This is a genomic window from Streptomyces sp. NPDC051555 (assembly GCF_044454405.1).
Taxonomy (GTDB): domain Bacteria; phylum Actinomycetota; class Actinomycetes; order Streptomycetales; family Streptomycetaceae; genus Streptomyces.
Map to the genome: position 1 here is coordinate 89,053 of NZ_JBITDP010000007.1, position 20,320 is coordinate 109,372.

Sequence of the window (20,320 nt, forward strand, 5' to 3'; positions counted from 1 at the left end):
TCGTGCAGGGGACTACCGGAACGCCGCGGGGAGGCCCCGCGGACACAGCGCTCTGCGGAACTCCCGACACCCTGGGAAACGGTCACGAGATTTCTCCTTACAGCTGGTGGGGTTCAACGGACGTGCACGGCGTGCTCGCGGGGTCGCCGCCGGGCCGATCGCTCCAGGTCGCGGAACGACAGCCAGCAGAGGGCGAGCACGCCGGCGAAGACGGGGAGCCAGGCCAGGCGGAAGAGCACCCAGAGCGGACCGTCCGGCGCGGTGTGCAGGCCGGACCAGTAGCCGCCGAGACCGAGCGCCACCACGGTGGTGGCGAGCATGGACGTCTGGTGCCAGAGGAAGACCGTCATGGCCGAGAGGTTCAGCAACGCCACGGCCGCCCAGCGGAACTGACCGGCGGTGGCCCGTACGGGCGCACCCGCACCCGCACCCGCACCCGCCGCGGGCGGCGGGTTCGGCCGCTCCCGCTGCCCGGTCAGGCGGCGCAGCGCTCCGCACAGCAGCAGTCCGAGGCCGCACTGGGCCACCCCGAAGCAGACGGCCGCCGGGGTCGGCGGGCTGAGGTTGGACACCGCGGCCCCGGGGACGCCGACCATGCTCGCCGGGTAGCCGCACCACAGGACCAGGGCCGCCAGCGTGCTCGCGCCGCCGATCAGCAGGGCGACGGCGTGCCCGCGCCGGGCGAGGCCGCCCGCCGCCCAGAGCGCGCCCAGCGCGTAGGGGACCAGCCAGCCCGCGAGGACGTTCAGCGACCGGAGGGCGCCCGGTCCTGCCGCGTCGCCCACCAGGGCTCGGGCCAGGTCCGGGGCGGCGACCAGGGCGCAGGCCGCGAGGGCGAGGCGGCCGGGGCACCGCCGGATCAGCGGGGTGGCCGCGGTGATCGCCGCGTACACGCAGAGGAACCAGAGGGGCGAGAGGGCGAGTTGCACCAGGGTGCGCACCGTCTCGTACGCCGCGCCCGCCGCGGCGAGCCCGATGAGGACCAGGGTCCACACGGCCAGCAGGGCCAGCGCCGGGCGCAGCAGCTGCCGCAGCCTTCGGGCCAGCCAGGCGCGGTAGCCGGTGCCGGCGGCGACGGCCGAGGCGTAGCTCTGGGATCCGACGCGGCCGCCGACGAAGAAGAAGAGGGCGAGCGGCTGGAGCACCCAGGTCAGCGGCGTCAGGGCCGGGACGTGGCGCAGGGGGCTGTCGCCGGCCAGATGACCGCCGGACCGGAGCACCACCGCGCTCACCAGCCAGTGGCCGAGCACCACGCCGAGGATGGAGTAGGCCCGTAAGGCGTCGACCGCACGGTCCCGGGAGGACGGTGTCGCCGCGTCGATCCGCAGCACGGCCCGGTGCAGCCGGTCCCGCGCGCTCGGCCGGGCGGGCGCCGCGGGGGCGGGGCGGGGCGCGGTCCGGCGGGGGGCGGGCACGGTGGCGGGGCGGACCTGGAGATCAGCCACGGGACACCGCCGCTCCCCGGCCCAGGCCGATCAGGGCGATGTTCCGCAGGGCCGGGCCGCCGGGGCGCAGGTAGCCGCCGTGCGGGCTGTCGCCGGTGGGGAGCGTCCGGGCGCCGAAGTCCGGGGACGCCGGGTCGGCGCCGAAGCCCAGGCGCTCGCCGCCCAGGGTGAACTGGACGTGGGGCACGTTGGCGATCCAGTCCCGGCTCCCCCGGCCGGCCCAGAACGGGACGGGGATCCGCAGGGCGGAGACCGAATCGACGCCCAGGCCCGGGCTGCCGAAGACGGCCACGCCGGTCAGGGCGGACGACGTCCAGCGGTCCGTACCGCGCACCGCGTCCGCGCACACCACGGAGCCGTACGAGTGGCACAACAGGGCGACGGAGGCGTCCGGGCCGAGGTCGCGCAGCCGCAGGAGCTGGTCGCGCAGTTGGGCTCCGCCCTCCACCGCCCGGTCCTGCGTCACCGTGTCGCGGCTCTTGGTGCGGGGGGCCCGGTAGCCGTACCAGCCGATGACCGCGACCCGGGTCCCGGGGTCGAGGGCGCGCATCTCGTCGTAGAGCGCGCGGGTTCCGCCGCCCACCGAGGAGTGCGGGGAGCCGAGGTGGTCGAAGGTGTCGATGGTGGTGTCCGCGCCCGGCACCAGGAGGGCGATCCGCTGGGCGTGCGCCAGGTCGCCGAGCACCTCCACCGCCTGGCCGTCGCCCGTGGCGTCGACGTCGAGGAAGTTCCGCTCGGGGGCGCCGAGTTCGCGCAGCACCCCGGCCCGTCCGGTGTCGCCCATCCGGTCGGCCGCCGCGGCGGCGTCGGCGAGGTAGCGGCGGTTCTCCGCGTAGCGGCCGGGCAGGTCCTGCGCCGCGGCGGCGGCGTACCGGGGGGCGGTCGGCAGGCCGGGCACCGCCGAGGCGGTGGCGGCGTTGACGGACGCGACGATGCACCCCGCGACGGCGGCCACCAGCATTCCGTGTCTGATCCGCGCAGCACGCATGGTCAGCTTCCCTTCCTGTGGGCATGGCTCGGCCCGATGTGTCGGACCGGTGGAGAACGGCGCCTCGAACGCCGGTGGGGCCGGATCGGCCGGGGTCAGATCCGGACGGGTAGTTCGAGCACGGCGGTGGTCGAGCCCGAGGGTGGGCTGTCGAGTCTGAGGGTCCCGTCGACGGCGGCCAGCCGTTCGCGCAGACCGAGCAGGCCGCTGCCCGCCCCGATCCGGGCGCCGCCGGCGCCGTTGTCGGCGACCGTGATCCTCAGCTGCTTCCCGACGAGGTCCGCGTCCACCGAGGCCCGCGTCGCGCCGCTGTGCTTGCTGACGTTCGTGAGCAGTTCGGCGACGCAGAAGTACGCCACCCGTTCGATCACGGGGTCCGGCCGCTCGGGCACGTCCACCGTCAGCGTGACGGGCACACCGGCCTGCTCGGTCAGTCGGGGCAGTGCGTCGAGCAGTCCCCGGTCGAGGGCGGCGGGGCTGATCCCGTCGATCAGGCGCCGCAGCTCGGCGATGGCCGCGTCGGTCTGGGTGCGGGCCCGGGCGACCAGGGCCCGGGGCCGGTCGAGGTGCGGGGCGCCGTCGAGCGCGTCCGCGGTGAGCGAGAGCGTCATGGCGATCGCGACGAGCTGGGCCTGCGTACCGTCGTGCAGGTCGCGCTCGAACTGCCGCAGGCTGCGGTCGCTCTCGGTGAGGGCCGTGCTGCGCGCCCGTTCCAGGGTGCGGACGCGCAGTTGGGAGGGGGTGGGGCCGAGCAGCGTGCGGGCCAGCAGCCGGTGCAGGTCCATCATCGCGCGGGACGCCACCGGGGTGAGCGCCAGCGCGGCCGGGCAGCAGGCGACGGCGGCCGCCACCAGCCACGGCGGCTCGCCGCTGGACAGTGCCCAGACGGCGCTCCACACGCCGAAGACCGGCAGGCCGATGGTCGCGACGAAGGCCAGGAGGTCGACCGGCAGCCGGAGCAGCAGGTAGAGCATCCCGCGCCAGGCGCTCACGTCGGTCAGGGCGCCGCGGACCCAGCGGACCGGGCCGCCGGCGGCGACCGGGGGCGCCGGGGCGGCGACGACCTCGCCGAGCAGCGCCCGTACCAGCCGGGCGTGGGCCCGGCCGAGGTGGCGGGCTCCGCGCAGGCCGACCGCGAGCAGCGGCAACCCGATCAGGGTCAGCGAGAGCAGACCGCCGGTGTAGAGGACGACCGCGACGTAGGCGGCGCCGAGCACCGAGAGCGGCGGCCCGGTGAGGGCCATGGCGAGCGCCCCCGGCCGGATCCGCCACCACGGCTCGCGCACCCCGTCGCCGGGGCGGGGCGCCGTCACGGCGCGGCCACGGCGGAGAGGGCCGGTTCGGAGGTGGCCCGGGCGCCGGTGACCAGGATCGTCAGCACGGTCAGGGCCACCGACCCGAGCACCAGGGGGCCGTAGGTCTGGAGCGGGACCACGGGGACCGGGGAGCCCGTGGCGGCCACCGAGAAGGCCATGCTCATGGGGGCCGCGACCGCGATGCCCAGCAGGACTCCGGCCGAGGCGGTCAGGGCGGCCTCGGTGCCCAGCATCCGCATGAGCTGGCGCCGGGTGGCACCGGTCAGCGTGAGGAGCGCGTACTCCCGTCGCCTCGCGACGGTCAGGGAGGCGAGCGTGTTCACCGTGGCCACCGCGCCGAAACCGGCCAGCATGGCCAGCTCCACCCCGCGCAACCAGATGTCGCTCCGGGCGTACGCGCCGGGCGGAGCGACCTGTTCGAGGGTCGCGGTGACGGCGGCGAAGGTGGTCGAGAGCCCGACCAGCAGGGCGATCGGCACCACCGCGGAGGACAGTCGGTGGGCGTGTCCGCGCAGGTTGTCGGCGGCGAGGGCGCCACCGGCCTCACCGCGGTGCCGTGCGCCCGACAGCCGGAAGGGCAGACCGAGCAGGGCCATCGCGAGCCGTGCCAGCAGGGGGCCGAGCAGCCCGACCGCGATCATGAGGAGCAGGGTGCCGAGCAGGGCGATCTGGACGGACTTGTCCACGGGTTGGCGCGAGGTGAACACCACGAGGGGCACGGCGCCGCCGAGGACGAGCAGTCCCGCGATGGTCCGGAGCCAGCCGGTGCGGCCCTGTTCGGTCGTCTGCGCGAGCGCCGCGGACGGCCGGCCGCGGACGGTGCGGCGTGCGGCGATCTTGGTGGCGCCGACGCCGACCAGCAGCGTCGCGGCCGTCCCGATCAGCGGGGGGCCGGCCGACCACGACACGGCCGCCCCGGCCGGGGCGATGTCCCGGGCGACCAGCTCGGTCAGGAACCAGCGCGCGCCCCAGGAGCCCATCAGCCACGCGGGCGGCGAGACGAAGAGGGTCACCAGCAGCACCTGGCACCGGACCAGCCGCTTGATCTGGGCGGGGGTCGCGCCGGTGGTCCGCAGCAGGGCCATGGCGCGGGCCTGCTGCCGTACGGCGAGCGCGAGCGTGTTGGCGACGACGAACAGCGCCATCAGCATCGCGATCTCACCGAACGCTCCGCCGATCAGTCCGAGCCGGGAGCCGCCGCCGCCGTCGATCGCCGTGGCGATGAGGGAGCCGAAGAGCGTGATCACGGTGACGGCCAGCAGGAGCGCCGCGGCCAGTCCGGCGAAGGAGGAGGGCCTGGACCGCAGGATTCCCAGGGCGAGCCTCAGCATCCCAGCCCACCCAGCTTCTCGGCGATCAGTGCGGCGGAGGGGCGGACCAGCTCGTCGACCAGGACGCCGTCGGCGAGGATGACGACCCGGTCCGCGAAGCTCGCGGCGACCGGATCGTGCGTCACCATCACGCAGGTGCGGCCTTCGACCTCGACGCCCTCGCGCAGCAACCACAGCACTTCCCGGCCGGTGGCCCGGTCGAGGGCGCCCGTCGGCTCGTCGGCGAAGAGGATGCGCGGCCGGGCGTACAGGGCGCGCGCCACGGCGACGCGCTGCTGCTGGCCGCCGGAGAGCCGGCCGGGCCGTTCCTTGCGACGGTCCGCGAGGCCCACCTGGGCGAGCGCGGCGCGGACCGCGTCCCAGTCCACCCGGTGGCCCGCCAGCCTGGCGGTCAGGGCGACGTTCTGCTCGACCGTCATGGCGGGCATCAGGTTGTAGGACTGGAAGATGAAGCCCGCTTCGGCCCGCCTCAGCAGGGCGAGCCGCCGCTCGGGCAGGGCGGTGATCTCGGTGGGGCCCCAGTGGACCGTGCCGGAGGTCGGCTGGTCCATGCCCGCGAGGCACTGCAACAGGGTCGACTTGCCCGACCCGGACGGGCCCATCACCGCGGTGAAGGTGCCGGGCTCGAAGCCGATGTCCACGCCGCGCAGGGCGTGCACCGCGCCGCGGCCACGGCCGTACGAGCGGTGCAGGTCTGCGGCGCGAAGGCCCGTACCCGTTTCCACGGTGGGCCGGACAGGGGTCTCGGTGCTCGGTGACATGTCTCTATTCTTGGCCGCTGGGCCGCCCCGGACCACGGTGCTACCTCCCGACTTCGGGGTTCGGATATCCGCCCCCCACGCGCAGCGGGAGGGGCGGTCTAGGGACCGACCTCCTGCAAGTACGCGACGACGGCCTTGACGCGGCGGTTGTCGGCTTCGGTCGCGGGGAGGCCGAACTTGGCGAACACCGAGGCCGCGTGCTTCTCCACCGCCCGCTCCGAGATCACGAGCAGGGCGGAGACGGAGCGGTTCGAGTGGCCCTGGGCCATCAGGTCCAGGACCTCGCGTTCGCGGGCGGTCAGCCGGTCGAGGGGGCGGGTGCCCCGGTTCAGCATGCGGCTGACGATCTCCGGGTCGAGGGCCACGCCGCCCGCCGCGACCCGGCGCAGCGCTTCGACGAAGTCGGCGGTGGCGGCGACGCGCTCCTTGAGCAGGTAGCCGACGCCCGACGCCTCTCCCGCCAGCAGCCGGGCCGCCCATGACGGCTCGGCGTGCTGGGAGAAGACGAGGACGCCCACCTCAGGGTGGTCCGCGCGCAGTTGGACGGCCGCGCGGATGCCCTCGTCGGTGTGGGTCGGCGGCATGCGGATGTCGACCACGGCGACGTCGGGGGCGTGCTCGGCCACCGCGGCCAGCAGTTCGTCCGCGTCGCCCGCGGTGGCGACGATGTCGCAGCCACGGGCGGTCAGCAGCTCCACCATGCCCTCACGGAGAATGACCGAGTCCTCGGCGATGACCACTCGCACTGTGCGCTCCCCCCGTTCGCGGTCGGCGGTGCGCCGTCGACCGGACTTTCATTCAACCAGCACGTACCCGTCGTCCGGGCGCCGACCCCGCGAGCGGCGCAGCGCGCTGTGCACGAAGGTGCGCTGCAACCAGCGGTCCCTGCCGTCGTAGCGCGGGGTGAAGGCGGTGCGGCCGTGCGCGGTGACGTGATTGTCGACGATAACCAGGTCGCCCGGCATCAGTTCGGACGTGGACGACACCCGTTCGAAGAGTTCACCCAGTTCGGCGAGGGCCGCGGTGCCCTCTTCGGTGGTCGCCCGGGTGGCGGCGAAGTCCACCCGCAGGTCCGGGTCGTCCCACGCGCCGCCCAGCACGGGGTGGTGGACGGCGCCCTGGCAGCCCGGCCCGAAGGAGGGCGGGGCGTCGGTGATGAACTCCGGCAGGCTCAGCTGCTTCCTGGCGGCCGGGCTGAGCAGGTCCAGGATCTCGCGGACGCACGCGGTGCGGGTGCCCGCGACCCCTTCGTGGTCGGCGCGCAGGCACAGCAGCATGACGAAGTCCGGACGGTGCTCGTGGAACGCGTTCTCGGTGTGGAAGGAGAGCTGGACCGAGCCCGCGTTGCCCTGGAACCGCTCCAGCCCCGCGACCGGTACGACGTCGTGCACCAGGGCGCCCGACTTCTCCTGGAGGAACCCGACGGGGTCGCCGAGTCCGCAGGCCACCATGAGGAGGGTCGCGGCGACGACGGAGGACTCCCGCTGGACCGAGCCCGCGACGGAGGGGGTGTCCCGGGTGTCGTCGCCCACGGGGAGCCCGCGGACCAGCAGTCGGCCCCGGGGGCCCGAGTGCCGGCGGAACCGGCGGATCTCCTGGCGCAGCGGGGCCGGCAGGCCCTCCCACGCGTCCCGGGCCGCCGCCACGAACTCGGGCGAGTCGACCCGGCCGTCGGCGACGTCGAGCAGCTCCCGCGCGGCGGCTTCCACCAGGGCGGCGGCCGCGCCGCCGAGCGCGAAGGCGGTCTCCTCGCCGATGCCGTTCTCCAGCAGCTCCGTCATCGGACACCACCCGTACTGGACATCATCGCCACTTCCTCGGGCCTCTCGAATTCGTCGGCGAGCGCTGCGCTGCCGTATATCTCCTCGACCCAGCCCTGGTGGTAGACCGAGTCCAAGTACCGGTCGCCCAGGTCGGGTGCGATCGCCACCGCGGTGAGCTCTTCGCCCGGGGCGTGCTCGTCCAGCCAGCGCAGGGCGCCGCTGATCACGGTTCCGGTGGAGCCGCCGAAGAGGAAGCCCCGGGCGGCCAGTCGGCGGCAGGCGCGGATCGTCTCCGCCTCGGCGACGTGCACCACGTCGTCGATGTAGGAGCGGTCGAGCAGCGGCGGGCGCACCCCGGTGCCGAGACCGGGGATCATCCGCGGCAGCGACGGGCCGCCGAAGGTGACCGAGCCGACGGCGTCGACCGCCACGACCGTGACGTCCGGCCGCTTCTCCTTGAAGTACCGGGCGCACCCCATGAGGGTGCCGGTGGTACCGGCCCCGATGAAGGCCACCTTCAGGTCGGGGAAGCGCGCGGCGATCGCCGGGGCCGTCGACCGGTAGTGCGCCAGCGCGTTGTTGGGATTCGCGTACTGGTTCAGCCAGACGTAGCGCTCGTCCGACTCGCACAGTTCCCGCACCAGGCGCAGGCGCGCCCCGAGGAACCCGCCCTCCGCCGCGGGCTCGGTGACGGTGTAGACCGTGCCGCCCACGGACTCGATGAGCTGCTTGGTGGCCAGGTTGCACCTGTTGTCGGTGACGCAGACGAACTGGTAGCCCTTGCTGGCGGCAAGGATGCTCAGCGCGACGCCGAGGTTGCCCGACGACGACTCCACCAGGATGGATCCGGGCCGCAGGACCCCGCTCGCCTCGGCGGCCTCGACCATGGCCCGTGCGGCCTTGAGCTTGATCGAACCGGCGAAGTTGAACCCTTCGCACTTGAGGAAGAGCCTGCGCCCGAAGGTTCGCCGTAGATCGACGAACAGGTCCTCCTCGTGGTACTCCTGCGCCTCTGAGATGATCGGCACAGCTACCTCCCCTTCTCGGGCAGTTGCCCCTAGCCGCCGTAACGGTTCATCTCGTGGAAGAAGTCCTCGACCACCTGCAGGTCGCCGCTGCGCGAGACCTGGTCGTACACATGGGCGCTGACCGCCAGGTCGAGCACGCCGAGGCCGAACGGGGAGAAGACCACCGTGCGGTCGGTCGGGACCGTCGCGCGGCCCGTCATCACGTCGTGGAGGGTGCCGGCGATGAAGTCCCGGTTCCCGGTGAGCTGTTCGGCCAGGTGCGGCGAGGTGTTGGCCTTGAGGCAGTGCTCGACGTCGTCGACGTAGTTGACGGAATCGAGGATGATCTCCGGGGCCAGGTCGCGCAGCGAGACGTGCAGCACCACCGGGTGGTGTGCGAACAGCTCCGGGTCGGTGACGTACGGGGTGCCCGCCACGGTGGCGAAGACCACCAGGTCGCTGGCGCGGATCAGCTCGTCCACGGTGTCGTGCACCGTCACCCGGCCGCTCTCGCCGGAGCGGTCCAGGTAGTCCGCGAAGCCCGCCGCGTGGTCGGCCGACAGGTCGTGCACGCCGACCTCGTCGAAGGACCAGTCCGTGCCCGCCAGGTAGGTGTGCAGGTAGCGGGCGATCAGGCCGGTGCCCACGAAGCCCACCTTGGTGGGGCGCCCCCGTTCGCGGGTGAGCCGGTCGGCGGCGAGCGCGGCGGACGCGGCCGTCCGGCTCGCGCTGATGATCGAACTCTCCAGGCAGGCGTACGGGTACCCCGTGCGCGGATCGTTGAGTATCAGGACGGCGGAGGCGCGCGGCAGCCCGGACCGCACGTTCTCCGGGAAGCTGGAGATCCACTTGAGTCCGTCCACGCCGTCGTCGCCGCCGAGCGATGCGGGCAGGGCGATGATGCGGGCCGTGGGGCGGTCGGGGAACTGGAGGAAGTAGGAGGGCGGGTTGACCGTCCGGCCCTCGCCGTGCGCGTGGTACGCCGCCTCGATGATCTCCGTGACCAGTTTCTCCTGGCCGCTCAGCGCACGCTGCACCTGTCGGCCTGAGATCACGGAGAAGGTCGGGTTGTGCTTCGTCATCTGGATCCTCGGACCTCTATGCGGATGCGGATCGGGTGGTGGGGTTCGCCATCGCGACGAGCACCTCGCGCGCCCCGTCGTACGGCAGCCGGCTGTGCGCCGTGCGGAGGTTGTCGACGAGCATCAGGTCGCCCGGGCGCCACGGCTCGGCGACGGTGACGGAGTCGTACACCTTGTTGATCAGTGCGACGACGTCCTCGGTGATCTCGCCGCCGTCGCCGAAGCTCGTGTTGAAGGGCAGGCCCTCGGGCCCGTAGACGTCGACGAGGTACTCGCGGACCTCGGGCGCCATCGTCCACTCGTTGAGGAAGGCGATCTGGTTGAACCAGAGCCGCCTGCCGTCGGCGGGGTGGCGCAGCACGGCCGGGCGGCGCTGGCTGGTGCGCAGGTCGTCGCCGTGCCAGGTGAAGGAGATCTCGTTGGCCAGGCAGTACCGCTCGACCTCGGCGCGGTCGGTGGTGCCGAAGGCCTCGGTCCACGGGACGCCGATGTCCTCGGTGTAGCTGCGCTTCAGCAGCCAGCCCTCCCGCTCGAAGCGCTCGACGAGGTCCGCGGGCAGTTGCTCCAGGACGCGGCCCGCGTCGGCCAGGGCGGTGGCCCCGCCGCTGGTGGGCGCGCTCAGGCAGGCGAAGGCCATGGTGGCCGGGAACTCCAGCGCGTAGCTCAGCTCGTGGTGCATGCACATGGGCTGGTTCGGCGGCCACTTGGAGGACGAGTAGATGCGGTCGTCGTAGGTCCAGCGGGGCGCGAACGCCTCGCGCTCGGGTACGAGGTCCTTCCCGAGGGTGGTCAGGACCGCGGCCGCGCCGGCGGCGTCGTGCAGCCCCAGACCGCGCACCAGGACGGCGCCCTGCGAGGCGACGACCCGGTAGAGCGCCTCGCGGTGTTCGGCGGCCCAGGCCACCGGGTCCGCCGCGGCGGCCACGGTGACGATGGCCGGGCGGCCCTCTTCACGCTGTCCGTCGAATCCGGCGAAGGGATCCGTGTCGTGCGTCGGCACTTTCACACTCGCTCTCTGTCGTGCGTGTCATGGACGGCCCGCACCACGGCGGCGGTCTGCGCCGGCCTGGTGCGGAAGAAGTGGTGCCCGCCGTCGGGCAGTTCGCGGACCTCTACGGACCGGGCGAGGACGCGCCAGGCGTCGAGAGCGCTCTCGTGGCCCTGGGTGGCGGGGTCGTCGGCGGCGACCACGAGGGTCAGCGGGGCCGCGAGGGGGCGGGCCGGGGGCTGTTCCACGGCGTCGGCGAAGAAGGCGTTCGCCTCCCGGACGTCGTGCCGGTACGCCGCGCCGACCAGCTCCGCCCGGCTCGTGTCCGCGGCGGACAGCGCGGTGTAGCCGCCCTCGCCGCCGAGCCGCGCGGCGATCTCCAGGGGGGTCAGGGCCGCGAGTTCGGCGGTGAAACCGCGCCGGGCCTCGGGGGTGCCGACCAGCTGACCGCCGATCAGGACGGCCAGCGGGCCGCGGCCCTGCTCCTCCAGCAGCCGCGCGGTCAGGACGGCCAGGGCGGCTCCGGAGGAGTGCCCCCAGAGGATGACCGGTCCCGCGGGGCGCCGGCCGAGCTCGCTCGCGACGGCCTTGGCGACCTGTTCCAGCGGGGCGAAGGGCTCGTTCTCGACCGTGAGGTCGTGGCCGGGCAGCTCCACCGCGTGGACGGCCAGCGCGCTGTCCGTCAACGCGGCCGCGAGGGGCCGGAAGTTGACGGCGTTGCCGCCCGCGTACGGGAAGCAGACCAGGGTGGCGGCCGGGGAGGGTGGTGTCAGCAGGGGGATCAGGTGGCCGGTCCCGGTGTCCGGGGCGACGGCCGCGCCCGGCCCGCCGGTCCCGACCTCGTCGACCGCCGCGCTCCCGTCGACGAATGCGGCCAGGTCGCTCAGGATCGGGTAGCGGGTGAGGTCCTTCAGGGACACGACCCGGCCGAGCTTCACGACGAGGCGCACGGCGGAGAGGGAGGTGCCGCCCGAGTCGAAGAAGTGGCTGCCGCGGCCGACCTGTTCGGGCGCCAGGCCGAAGACGGCCGCCCAGGCCTCGGCGATGCGCCGTTCCGTCGGGGTGACGGGGGGCTCGGGGCCGTCCTCGTCCACCTCCGCCAGCTCCGCCAGCCGCTTCTTGTCGATCTTGCTGTTGGCGGTGAGCGGCAGGGCGTCCAGGCGCTGGAAGCGGCTCGGCACCATGTACTCCGGCAGCGCGGCCCCCAGCCGGCCGCGGAGCTCCTCGACGGGCACGTCGGCGGCGGCGGCGTAGAACGCGACCAGGCTCTCGCCGACGACGATCACGGCGGTGTCGCGGATCCCGGTGACGCCGAGCAGCCGGTTCTCGATCTCGCCGAGTTCGATGCGGAAGCCGCGCAGCTTCACCTGTGCGTCGCGGCGGCCCAGGAACTCCAGCTTGCCGTCGGGGCACCAGCGGCCGAAGTCGCCCGACCGGTAGAGCCGTTCGCCCGCGCGGTGCGGATCGGTGCCGTAGGCGGCGGCCGTGCGCTCGGGGTCGTTGACGTAACCGCGACCGACGCAGATCCCGGCGAACACGATCTCGCCGGGCGAGCCGAGCGGCACCGGTTCGAGGGCGGGGTCGACGACGTAGACCCGTACGTTGGCGACGGCGGGTCCCAGCGGCACCCGGTCGCCGCGCGGCGGCTCGGTCATCACCTCGTGGTTGGTGTCGTCGGAGGTCTCGGTGAGGCCGTAGGCGTTGACGAGCGAGGTGCCGGGGAAGGCCGCGAACCAGCGCTCGACCAGCTCCTTCTTGAGCGCCTCGCCGGTGGCCGAGAGGCAGCGGACGCGACCGAGGTCGCCGCCGTGCTCCTCCAGGTGCGAGAGCACCACTTCGAGGTAGGACGGCACCAGTTGGGCCACGTCCGCGTCGCGGGCGACCTCCACGAACCGCTCGACGTCGAGGATCGCCGCCTGCGGCACGATGAGCGTGGTGCCGCCGACCAGCAGGGCCGAGACGAGCTGCCAGAGCGAGATGTCGAAGCACTGCGGAGCGACCTGTGCGACGACGTCGTCCTCGCCCACCCCGAGGTCGTCGGTCTTCGCGTAGAGGTGGTTGAGCATGCCCTCGTGCTCGCACATCACCCCCTTGGGCGTGCCGGTGGAACCGGAGGTGAAGTAGATGTAGGCCAGCCGCTCGGGGCCGATGGCGAGGCCGAGGTCCGAGGGGTCCGCGTCCTCGCTCTCCTCGACGCGCAGGGCGGTGACGGACGGGCGGGACCGCAGCGCCTCCTCCAGGCCCGTGCCGCTCCCCGGTTCCGTGAGGACGAGGGAGCACTGCGCGCGGTCGAGGGTGGTGCCGATGCGGTCCGCCGGGAAGTGCGGCTCGATCGGCACGTAGACGCCGCCCGCCTTGAACACGGCGAGGACGGACGCCATCCAGTCCAGGTTGCGCTCGGTGACCACGGCGACGCAGTCCTCGGCGGCGAGGCCGTGGGCGAGGAGGGTGCGGCCGATCCGGTTGGCGCGGGCGTTCAGCTCGGCGTAGCTGATCCGGTGCTCGCCCATGATCACGGCCGTCTTGTCGGGGTGCAGGCGCACCCGGTCCTCGAAGAGTTCGTGGAAGCGGCGGTCGGGCAGCTCCCGGTCCCGGCCGGCCATCCCCACGAGTTGGTGGTGGCGCTCCTCGGCGGAGAGCAGGCTGCGGCCCTCGTGCGGCGCCCCGGGCTCGGTGGCGATGAGGTCCAGGGCGGCGCGGTGGTAGCCGGCGACCCGCATCGCGTGCTCGGCGTCGAAGTCCTCGGTGCGGTACGTCAGTACCAGTGCGCCGTCGGTGGCGCGGACCCCGAACACCACGCCGTCGGGCAGCGCGTCGGAGGTCGCGCCGACCACGCTCTCGTAGCCGTGGTCGGGGGCGACGGGCGCCGTACGGACGCGCTCCACCAGGCCGGCCCAGGTGGTGCCGGCCACCGGCACCAGGTGGGGCGCGGGGCCGATGGCCACCTCGTCCTCACCACTGAGGATCGCGACGACCTTGCTGTGGGCGGCAAGAAGCTCTGCCGGCTCCGGATCGCGATCCAAGGGAATGCGAACGCTTGCCGTGCCCGGTGCCGCACCGGCAGTGCTCTGCCATCGCGGAACGGCGGTATGACCGGACCTCATGAGAGGACTCCTCCACTCGGGGAGTTGGAATGGGGAAAATGTATTCGGGAGGGTTTCCCTCCCGTTATCGATCACTTTTCAGCGACGTCGATAACGGGATATCGCCAGTGGAACCGCGAAGCACATGAGGCCCACGCTCCACAGCACGGTGCCGAGGACGGGCACGGCGACCGGTCCCCCGCCGAGCAGGTTGCGGCACGCGTCCGTCACCAGGGTCGTGGGGTTGACCTCGGCGAAGGTCCGCAGCCAGCCGGGCATCGTGCTGGTCGGGACCAGCATGGAACTGCCGAACTGGAACGGGATCATCCATAGGAAGCCCACCGACTGGACGGTGTTGGGGCTGCGGATCGAGAGGCCGATGAAGGCCGAGACCCAGGCCAGCGCGGTGCCGTACAGCAGGGTGAGCAGGACGGCGGCCGCCGCGTAGAGGAAGTTGGTCTCCACCCGGAAGCCGATGAGCACCGCGAAGAGGAGCATGACGACCTGGCCCAGCAGGAGCCGGGTCATGTCGGCCACGATCCGGCCCGTCAGGACCGCCGAGCGCGCGATGGGCAGGGACCGGAACCGGTCCATCACCCCGTTGTCGAAGTCGACGGCCAGCATGTAGCCGGTCGACCGGGACGCGAACATCAGCGTCTGCACCATGATCCCGGGGAGCAGGAACTGCCGGTAGTCACCGGGCCGGTCCCCCCAGATGGCGCCGCCGAAGACGTACAGGAAGATCAGCGTGAAGACCATCGGCATGACCACGGAGTCGAGGAGCTGTCCGGGGTCGCCGCGCAGTTGGAGCATGTTGCGCCGGGCGATGGCGAGCGACTGTCGCAGGGTGTCGCGCGGTCCGTTGCGGGCGGAGCCGGCGAGAGCGGGTACCCGGGCGGTCGGCGCGATGTCGGTGGTCGGGCTCACGCGGCGCTCCTGGTCAGTTCGATGAAGGCCTCGTCGAGGCTGGCGACCCTGGTGTCCACGGCCAGGACCTCCACCGCGGAGGCGGTGACGGCCCGTACCGCACGGGTCAGTTCGTCCGGTTCCACGAGCGCCAGCCGGACCAGGCAGGCCTCCCGGTCGATCCGGCCGTCCAGCCCTTCGAGGGTCAGGCTGCCCGCGAGGGCCTCCAGGTCCCGGGCGTGTGCGGGCCGCACTTCCAAGGTGCGGCCGCCCACGCGGGCCCGCAGCTCCGAGGCCGTGCCCGCGGCGATCACCCGTCCCTTGTCCACGACGACGACCGAATCGGCGAGCGCCTCGGCCTCCTCCATGTACTGGGTGGTGAGCAGGACGGTCGAGCCGGCGCGGGCCCGTTCCTTCACGATGGCCCACAGTTCGTTGCGGCTGTGCGGGTCCAGGCCGGTGGTCGGCTCGTCGAGGCAGATGAGCCTCGGTTCGCCCATGAGCGACGCGGCGAGGTCGAGCCGCCGGCGCATGCCGCCGGAGTACTCCCGGGCGAGCTTGCCGCCCACGTCGTCGAGCCGGAACCGTTCCAGCATCCCGTTCGCCTGCGCCCGTGCCCGCCGGGCGGGTACGCCCAGGAGACGGGCGATGAGGTACAGGTTCTCCCTGCCGGATATCTCTTTGTCGACCGAGGCGAACTGCCCGGTCAGTGCGATGCAGCGGCGGACCTGGTGGGGCTCCTTCGCCACGTCGTACCCGAAGATCCGGGCCCGCCCGGCATCGGGCCGCAGCAGGGTCGCCAGGACGCGCACGGTCGTGGTCTTGCCCGCTCCGTTCGGGCCGAGGAGGCCCAGGACCTGCCCGGCGGGTACCGCGAGGTCGACTCCGTCGAGGGCCCGGTGGGCGCCGAAGCGCTTCACCAGACCCTCGACCTCGATGGCCAGAGTCATAGCGCTATTGCGCGTCCATCGCGGTGGCCAGACTGCGCGGACGCATGTCGGTCCAGTGGGCCTCGATGTGGGCGAGGCAGGCTTCGCGGGTGTCGGCCGGGTGGGCGGTCTGCCAGCCGGCGGGCACGTCGACGAAGGTCGGCCACAGGGAGTGCTGGCCCTCGTCGTTGACGAGCACCAGGTAGGTGCCGTCCGCGTCCTCGAACGGATTGGTCATACTCGTTCTCCTTCCAACTGGGGTGAGATCACCGCGGCGAGTGCGCCGACGGTGGGGTGTTCGTAGAGGTGGTGCACCGACAGCCGGGCCGTCAGCGCACTGTTGATGCGGTTGACGAGCTGCGCGGCGCGCAGCGAGCTGCCTCCGAGGTCGAAGAAGCGGTCGTCGCGGCCGACTTCGTGGCCGAGCACGCCGCTCCAGAGGTCGGCCAGGGCCTTCTCCAGCTCGGTGCCCGGCGCCACGAAGGGCCGTCCGCCGCGTTCCAGCGCCGCGACCGCGACGGTGAGCAGCTGGTCCCGGTCGTCGGGCAGCCGCTCGACGCGCAGGGTGCGCAGGGGGTGGTCCAGCTCCCGGGCCACCGGCGCCACGGCCGCGCGTACGTCGGCCTCGGAGGCGGTGCCGGTGTAGACGACGATCGCTTCCGCCGTGTGCAGGCTCTCCGGGGCGAGGGCGCGGGCGATGTGCTCGTTGCGGCCGTCGAGGCCGACGAGCACGGTGGGCCGGTCCTGGCCCAGCACCGCGAGGAGCGAGGCGAGGCCCTCGTCGGGGTCGAGGGTGCGGAACCCGCGGGCCGCGGCGGCGCCCTCGGGCGCGCCCCGGTTCATGCCCAGGCCGCTCCAGGTGCTCCACGCGAGGCAGTGCACCGGGCGGCCGCGCTCGCGGCCCCAGTGGTCGGCGAAGCCGTGCAGGAAGCCGTTGGCGGAGGAGTACGCCGCGAAGGAGCTTCCGCCGAACTCGCCGTTGACCGAGGAGAAGAGCACCAGCGGTGTGCGGGGGCGGTCCTCCAGCAGCCCGGCGAGCGCGAGGGTGCCGCTCACCTTGGCCCGGTAGGCGTCCTGGAAGGCCCGGGGCGATTCCCGGACGACCTGGTGGAGTTCCAGCTGTCCCCACTGGTGGGAGACGTCGGCGCCGGCCAGGTGCAGCACCCCGTCCAGGGGGGCTCCCCAGCGCGCTTCCGCCTCGCGCACCGCGGCGTCCAGTGCGACCGGGTCGGCCACGTCGAGCGCCCGGTAGGCCACGTCGCCCAGGACGGCCAGGTCCTCCAGGCGCTCGGCGCGCTCGCCCTGGTCGGCCGGGCCGCGGCCCACCAGCAGCAGCTTCGCGCCGTGGGCGGCCAGGAGGTACTCCGCGACCGGGTGGGCGACGCCGCCGAGGCCGCCGGTGATCAGGTAGCGGCCGCCCGTGACGAAGGCGTCGCCGCCCCGGTCGTCGAGGACGATCGGCCGCAGCCGGGGCACCAGGCGCCGCGTGCCGCGGTGGGCGACGAGGTCGGCCCCGTCGTGGCAGGCGAGTTCCGTGACGATCGCGGCGGCCCGGGCGGCGGGGTCGGCCACGTCGAGCTGCCGGACGGAGGGCAGGGCCCGCTCCGCCGCGGCCGTCCGCAGGAGACCGGGCAGGCCCGCGGCGGTGAGGTCGAGGGTCTCGCCCTCGGCCGTCCACAGACCGCCGCTCGTGACGACCAGGAGCGGGGGCGCGGGATCGTGTGCGGCCAGGTCCTGGACCAGGCGCAGCACGTCGAGGGCGACGCTCTGCGCGTCGGTCCCCCCGGCCAGGTGGACCACGGCGCCGACCGGTGCGGGCGCGGGGGCCCCGGCCGCGGGGAGCGCGCGGAGTTCGGGGACGCCGGGTACGGCGGCCAGCTCCTCCCGGAGCGCCCCGCTGACCAGCCACGGGCCGGGCGGCAGCACGCCGCGGTCGGCGGGGGCCGGTGTCCAGGTCCGCTCGAAGTACCAGGAGCCGTCGGGCTCGTCGACCCACTGCGCGTACGTGCCCGCGTCGAGGTCGGCGATCAGCTGGGCGCGCTGGATCTTGCCGCTGCCCGTCTTGGGGAAGTCGGCCCGCTCCACCGGGATCACCAGGTCGGGCTGGAGGCCGAGGACCTCGGCGACCCGTGCCTTGATCGCGGTGATGGTGTCGTGGACCGCGGTCCGGTCGCCGTCGGCGGGGACGAAGAAGATCACCAGCTTGTCGGTGCTGTCGCCCGCGCCGGACCAGCCGCAGGCGGCGACCCAGGTGACCTCGGTGCCCGGCACCTGCTCGGCGATGGACTCCACGTCGTAGCTCAGGATGTTGGCACCCTGGACGATGATGAGGTCCTTCTCGCGGCCGGTGATGGTGAGCCGGCCCTCGTGCAGGAAGGCGAGGTCGCCCGTGCCGAACCAGCCGTCGGCGGTGAACGCCTCCGCGTTCGCGGCCTCGTTGCGGTAGTAGCCCTCCATGATCGTCGGCCCCGTGATCTGGAGCCGCCCCACGTGGTCCTCGGGCAGCACGGTGTCGTCGGGGGCGACGATGCGCAGCCGTACGCCCGGGATCGGCGGGCCGACCTCGGTGAAGGTGACGGCGTCGGCGTCGGCCTCGGTGGACCAGCGCAGCGCCCCGCCGAGGGAGGCCTTGTCCACCCGCAGCCGGCCGGCGAGCGGGTCCCCGGCGCGCAGCGTCGAGTACGTCACGCCCGAGCTGGTCTCCGACATCCCCCAGCAGGGGCGCATCGCGTCGGCCCGCATCCCGTGCGCCGTGAGCAGCTCGATGAAGCGGTCCGCGGTGCGGCTGACGACGGCCTCGCCCGCGTTGCAGAGGTGGCGCAGCGTGGTGAGGTCCCACGACCGGCCGGTCATGGCCTCGGCGCGCTCGTTGACCAGCGCGAAGGCGAAGTTGGGGGCCCAGGTGTTGGTGACGCCGTAGCGGTCGATCCAGTCGAGCCAGCGCAGCGGGTCCGCGAGGAAGGCGTCGATGGTGGCGTTGACGTGGCGGGCGCGCAGGACGACGTCGCGCACGTTGTACATGACGATGCCGCCGACGTGGTCGAGGGGCATCCAGTTCAGCGCGACCTCGGCGGAGTCGAAGCCGTTGGCCGCCGCGGTGGCCCGGGTGCGGGCCAGGACGCTGCGGCTGGCGTGCCGGACGACCTTCGGCACGCCGGTGCTGCCGGAGGTGAGCAGGTGCACGGCGGGGGTGTCCGGGGTCGCCGGGAACCAGTCCGTGCTCTGCGGGCCGTCGCTCAGTTCCTCGAAGACGGCCACGCGCAGGTCGTCGACGCCCCACAGGGCGGAGAGCTTGGCCACCGCCGGGGCGAGGGAGGCGTCGGTGAGGACCAGCGGCCGGTCCAGCAGCTCCCAGGCGTTGCGGAGCTTGGTCGTGACGGCGTTCTCCCGGTCGTAGCCGGGCGCGGCGCCGACCGGGGTGGGCAGGTAGCCGCCCAGGACGCACGCCCAGAACGCCGTGACGAAGGCGCGGTTGTCGTCGAACTGGAACAGCACGGACTCGCCGGGGGCGATGCCCGTGGTGCGCAGGCCGGTGAGCAGCCGCTGCGCGTCGGCGAGCAGCTGCGCGTAGCTCTGGACGCGCTCGCCGTCCTCCGTCAGGTACACGGTGCCGTGGTCGGGGGCGAGCGCGGCGGCCTGGCGCAGGGCCTCTTGCAGGGTGGTCGGGAAGTCGGGGTCGGCGGGCAGCTCGCCGCCGTGGGCGAGGGCCGGGACTCCGGACGCCGCGGGAGCGGCGTCGGCGGCGCGGGGCGCGACCGGGCGCACCCGGTCGAGCCGGGCCTCCCGGCGGAGCAGGGGTACGGCTTCCTCGACCCCCGCGACGGATTCGGCCGCGGCCCTGAGCAGGGCCACCGCATCGTGTCCGGGCATCGTCATCGGATCCGTTCCCCCTGGCCCGCGTGCGCGGGCTCCCGGCCCAGCAGGGTGCTGCCGAGCATCGTGGTGAGCTCCTTCTCGGAGTCGTTGAGGTAGAAGTGGCCGCCGGGGAAGACCCGGGTGGAGAAGGCCCCGGTGGTCTGCTCCTGCCAGCCCTGGAGGGCGCTGACGGGGGCGCGCGGATCGGTGTCCCCGCCGAGCGCCGTGAGGGGTACCTCCAGCGGCTCGCCGGGGCTGTGCCGGTGGTTCTCCCAGAGGGTGAAGTCGGCGCGCAGCGTGGGCAGCAGCAGCTTCATCAGCTCGGGGTCGGTGAAGACGCCGTCGGAGGTGCCGTCCAGGCCGCGCAGTGCGGCGCCGAAGTCCTCGTCGGAGAGCCGGTGCAGCTCCGGTGCGCCGCTGTCGGCGCCCGGGGCGGCCTGTCCGGACAGGAAGAGGTGTCCGGGCTGGGTGCCGCGCTTGCGCAGCGCCCTGGCCAGCTCGAAGGCCAGCAGGGCGCCGCCGCTGTGGCCGAAGAAGGCGTACGGGCCCTGGAGGTAGGGCCGCAGCGCCACCGCGACCATGCGGACGGCGACCGCGACGGAAGCGGGGTGCGGCTCGCCGACGCGGTCCTCGCGGCCGGGCAGTTGCACGGCCACGATTTCCACCTCCGGCGGGAAGAGCGCCGGCCACGCGGCGAAGGCGCTCGCCCCCGCTCCCGCATGGGGAAAGCAGAAGAGACGCATCCTCCGGTTCGTCCGCCGCGCACGACGGACGAATGGAGTTTCTGCTATGAGCCTGTCAGGCATGACCGAGCCGCCTCAAAATCTGCGGGACAACAGGAATGAGGACTACGGTATTGAGCAGCC

Annotated in this window: 16 protein-coding genes; all 16 read right to left on the reverse strand. The window is 73.5% G+C overall.

The genetic code is table 11. The features are described 5' to 3' along the window. Positions 1–113: 113 nt before the first annotated feature. Complete coding sequence (locus ACIBEA_RS17125; protein ID WP_399261607.1) at positions 114–1,445, reverse strand: acyltransferase family protein; 1,332 nt, start codon at positions 1,443–1,445, stop codon at positions 114–116. After that, complete coding sequence (locus ACIBEA_RS17130; RefSeq protein WP_399261609.1) at positions 1,438–2,433, reverse strand: alpha/beta hydrolase; 996 nt, start codon at positions 2,431–2,433, stop codon at positions 1,438–1,440. Before ACIBEA_RS17130 ends, ACIBEA_RS17125 begins: the two co-directional genes overlap by 8 nt. A gap of 95 nt (positions 2,434–2,528) precedes the next feature. After that, complete coding sequence (locus ACIBEA_RS17135) at positions 2,529–3,746, reverse strand: sensor domain-containing protein (protein WP_399261611.1); 1,218 nt, start codon at positions 3,744–3,746, stop codon at positions 2,529–2,531. Beyond that, positions 3,743–5,080, reverse strand: a complete 1,338-nt coding sequence (locus ACIBEA_RS17140; protein ID WP_399261613.1) for an FtsX-like permease family protein — start codon at positions 5,078–5,080, stop codon at positions 3,743–3,745. Before ACIBEA_RS17140 ends, ACIBEA_RS17135 begins: the two co-directional genes overlap by 4 nt. Further along, positions 5,074–5,841, reverse strand: coding sequence for an ABC transporter ATP-binding protein (locus ACIBEA_RS17145; RefSeq protein ID WP_399261615.1), 768 nt, complete (start codon positions 5,839–5,841; stop codon positions 5,074–5,076). Before ACIBEA_RS17145 ends, ACIBEA_RS17140 begins: the two co-directional genes overlap by 7 nt. Before the next feature lie 98 nt (positions 5,842–5,939). After that, complete coding sequence (locus tag ACIBEA_RS17150; RefSeq protein WP_399261943.1) at positions 5,940–6,581, reverse strand: response regulator; 642 nt, start codon at positions 6,579–6,581, stop codon at positions 5,940–5,942. A gap of 54 nt (positions 6,582–6,635) precedes the next feature. Beyond that, positions 6,636–7,622, reverse strand: a complete 987-nt coding sequence (locus ACIBEA_RS17155; RefSeq protein ID WP_399261617.1) for a TauD/TfdA family dioxygenase — start codon at positions 7,620–7,622, stop codon at positions 6,636–6,638. Continuing rightward, on the reverse strand, positions 7,619–8,632 hold the full coding sequence (sbnA, locus tag ACIBEA_RS17160) for a 2,3-diaminopropionate biosynthesis protein SbnA (protein WP_399261619.1): 1,014 nt from the start codon (positions 8,630–8,632) through the stop codon (positions 7,619–7,621). The genes ACIBEA_RS17155 and sbnA overlap by 4 nt, the downstream gene beginning before the upstream one ends. A gap of 29 nt (positions 8,633–8,661) precedes the next feature. Then, positions 8,662–9,693, reverse strand: coding sequence for a 2,3-diaminopropionate biosynthesis protein SbnB (sbnB, locus tag ACIBEA_RS17165; protein ID WP_399261621.1), 1,032 nt, complete (start codon positions 9,691–9,693; stop codon positions 8,662–8,664). A gap of 16 nt (positions 9,694–9,709) precedes the next feature. After that, positions 9,710–10,693, reverse strand: coding sequence for a TauD/TfdA family dioxygenase (locus ACIBEA_RS17170; RefSeq protein WP_399261623.1), 984 nt, complete (start codon positions 10,691–10,693; stop codon positions 9,710–9,712). A 2-nt stretch (positions 10,694–10,695) separates the two neighbouring features. After that, complete coding sequence (locus ACIBEA_RS17175; protein WP_399261625.1) at positions 10,696–13,704, reverse strand: amino acid adenylation domain-containing protein; 3,009 nt, start codon at positions 13,702–13,704, stop codon at positions 10,696–10,698. 159 nt (positions 13,705–13,863) lie between these two features. Beyond that, positions 13,864–14,691 carry an ABC transporter permease gene (locus tag ACIBEA_RS17180; protein WP_399261627.1) on the reverse strand — a complete coding sequence of 276 codons (828 nt, stop codon included), beginning with the start codon at positions 14,689–14,691 and terminating at the stop codon, positions 13,864–13,866. Beyond that, complete coding sequence (locus ACIBEA_RS17185) at positions 14,688–15,620, reverse strand: ATP-binding cassette domain-containing protein (protein ID WP_399261629.1); 933 nt, start codon at positions 15,618–15,620, stop codon at positions 14,688–14,690. The genes ACIBEA_RS17180 and ACIBEA_RS17185 overlap by 4 nt, the downstream gene beginning before the upstream one ends. 4 nt (positions 15,621–15,624) lie before the next feature. Next, the gene (locus tag ACIBEA_RS17190) at positions 15,625–15,837 is read right to left on the reverse strand and encodes an MbtH family protein (protein WP_399261631.1); all 213 of its coding nucleotides are present in this window, start codon (positions 15,835–15,837) and stop codon (positions 15,625–15,627) included. Beyond that, positions 15,834–19,475: an SDR family NAD(P)-dependent oxidoreductase gene (locus ACIBEA_RS17195; protein ID WP_399261633.1), complete on the reverse strand. Its 3,642-nt coding sequence runs from the start codon at positions 19,473–19,475 to the stop codon at positions 15,834–15,836. Before ACIBEA_RS17195 ends, ACIBEA_RS17190 begins: the two co-directional genes overlap by 4 nt. Then, complete coding sequence (locus ACIBEA_RS17200) at positions 19,472–20,260, reverse strand: thioesterase II family protein (protein ID WP_399261635.1); 789 nt, start codon at positions 20,258–20,260, stop codon at positions 19,472–19,474. Before ACIBEA_RS17200 ends, ACIBEA_RS17195 begins: the two co-directional genes overlap by 4 nt. Positions 20,261–20,320 lie beyond the last annotated feature (60 nt).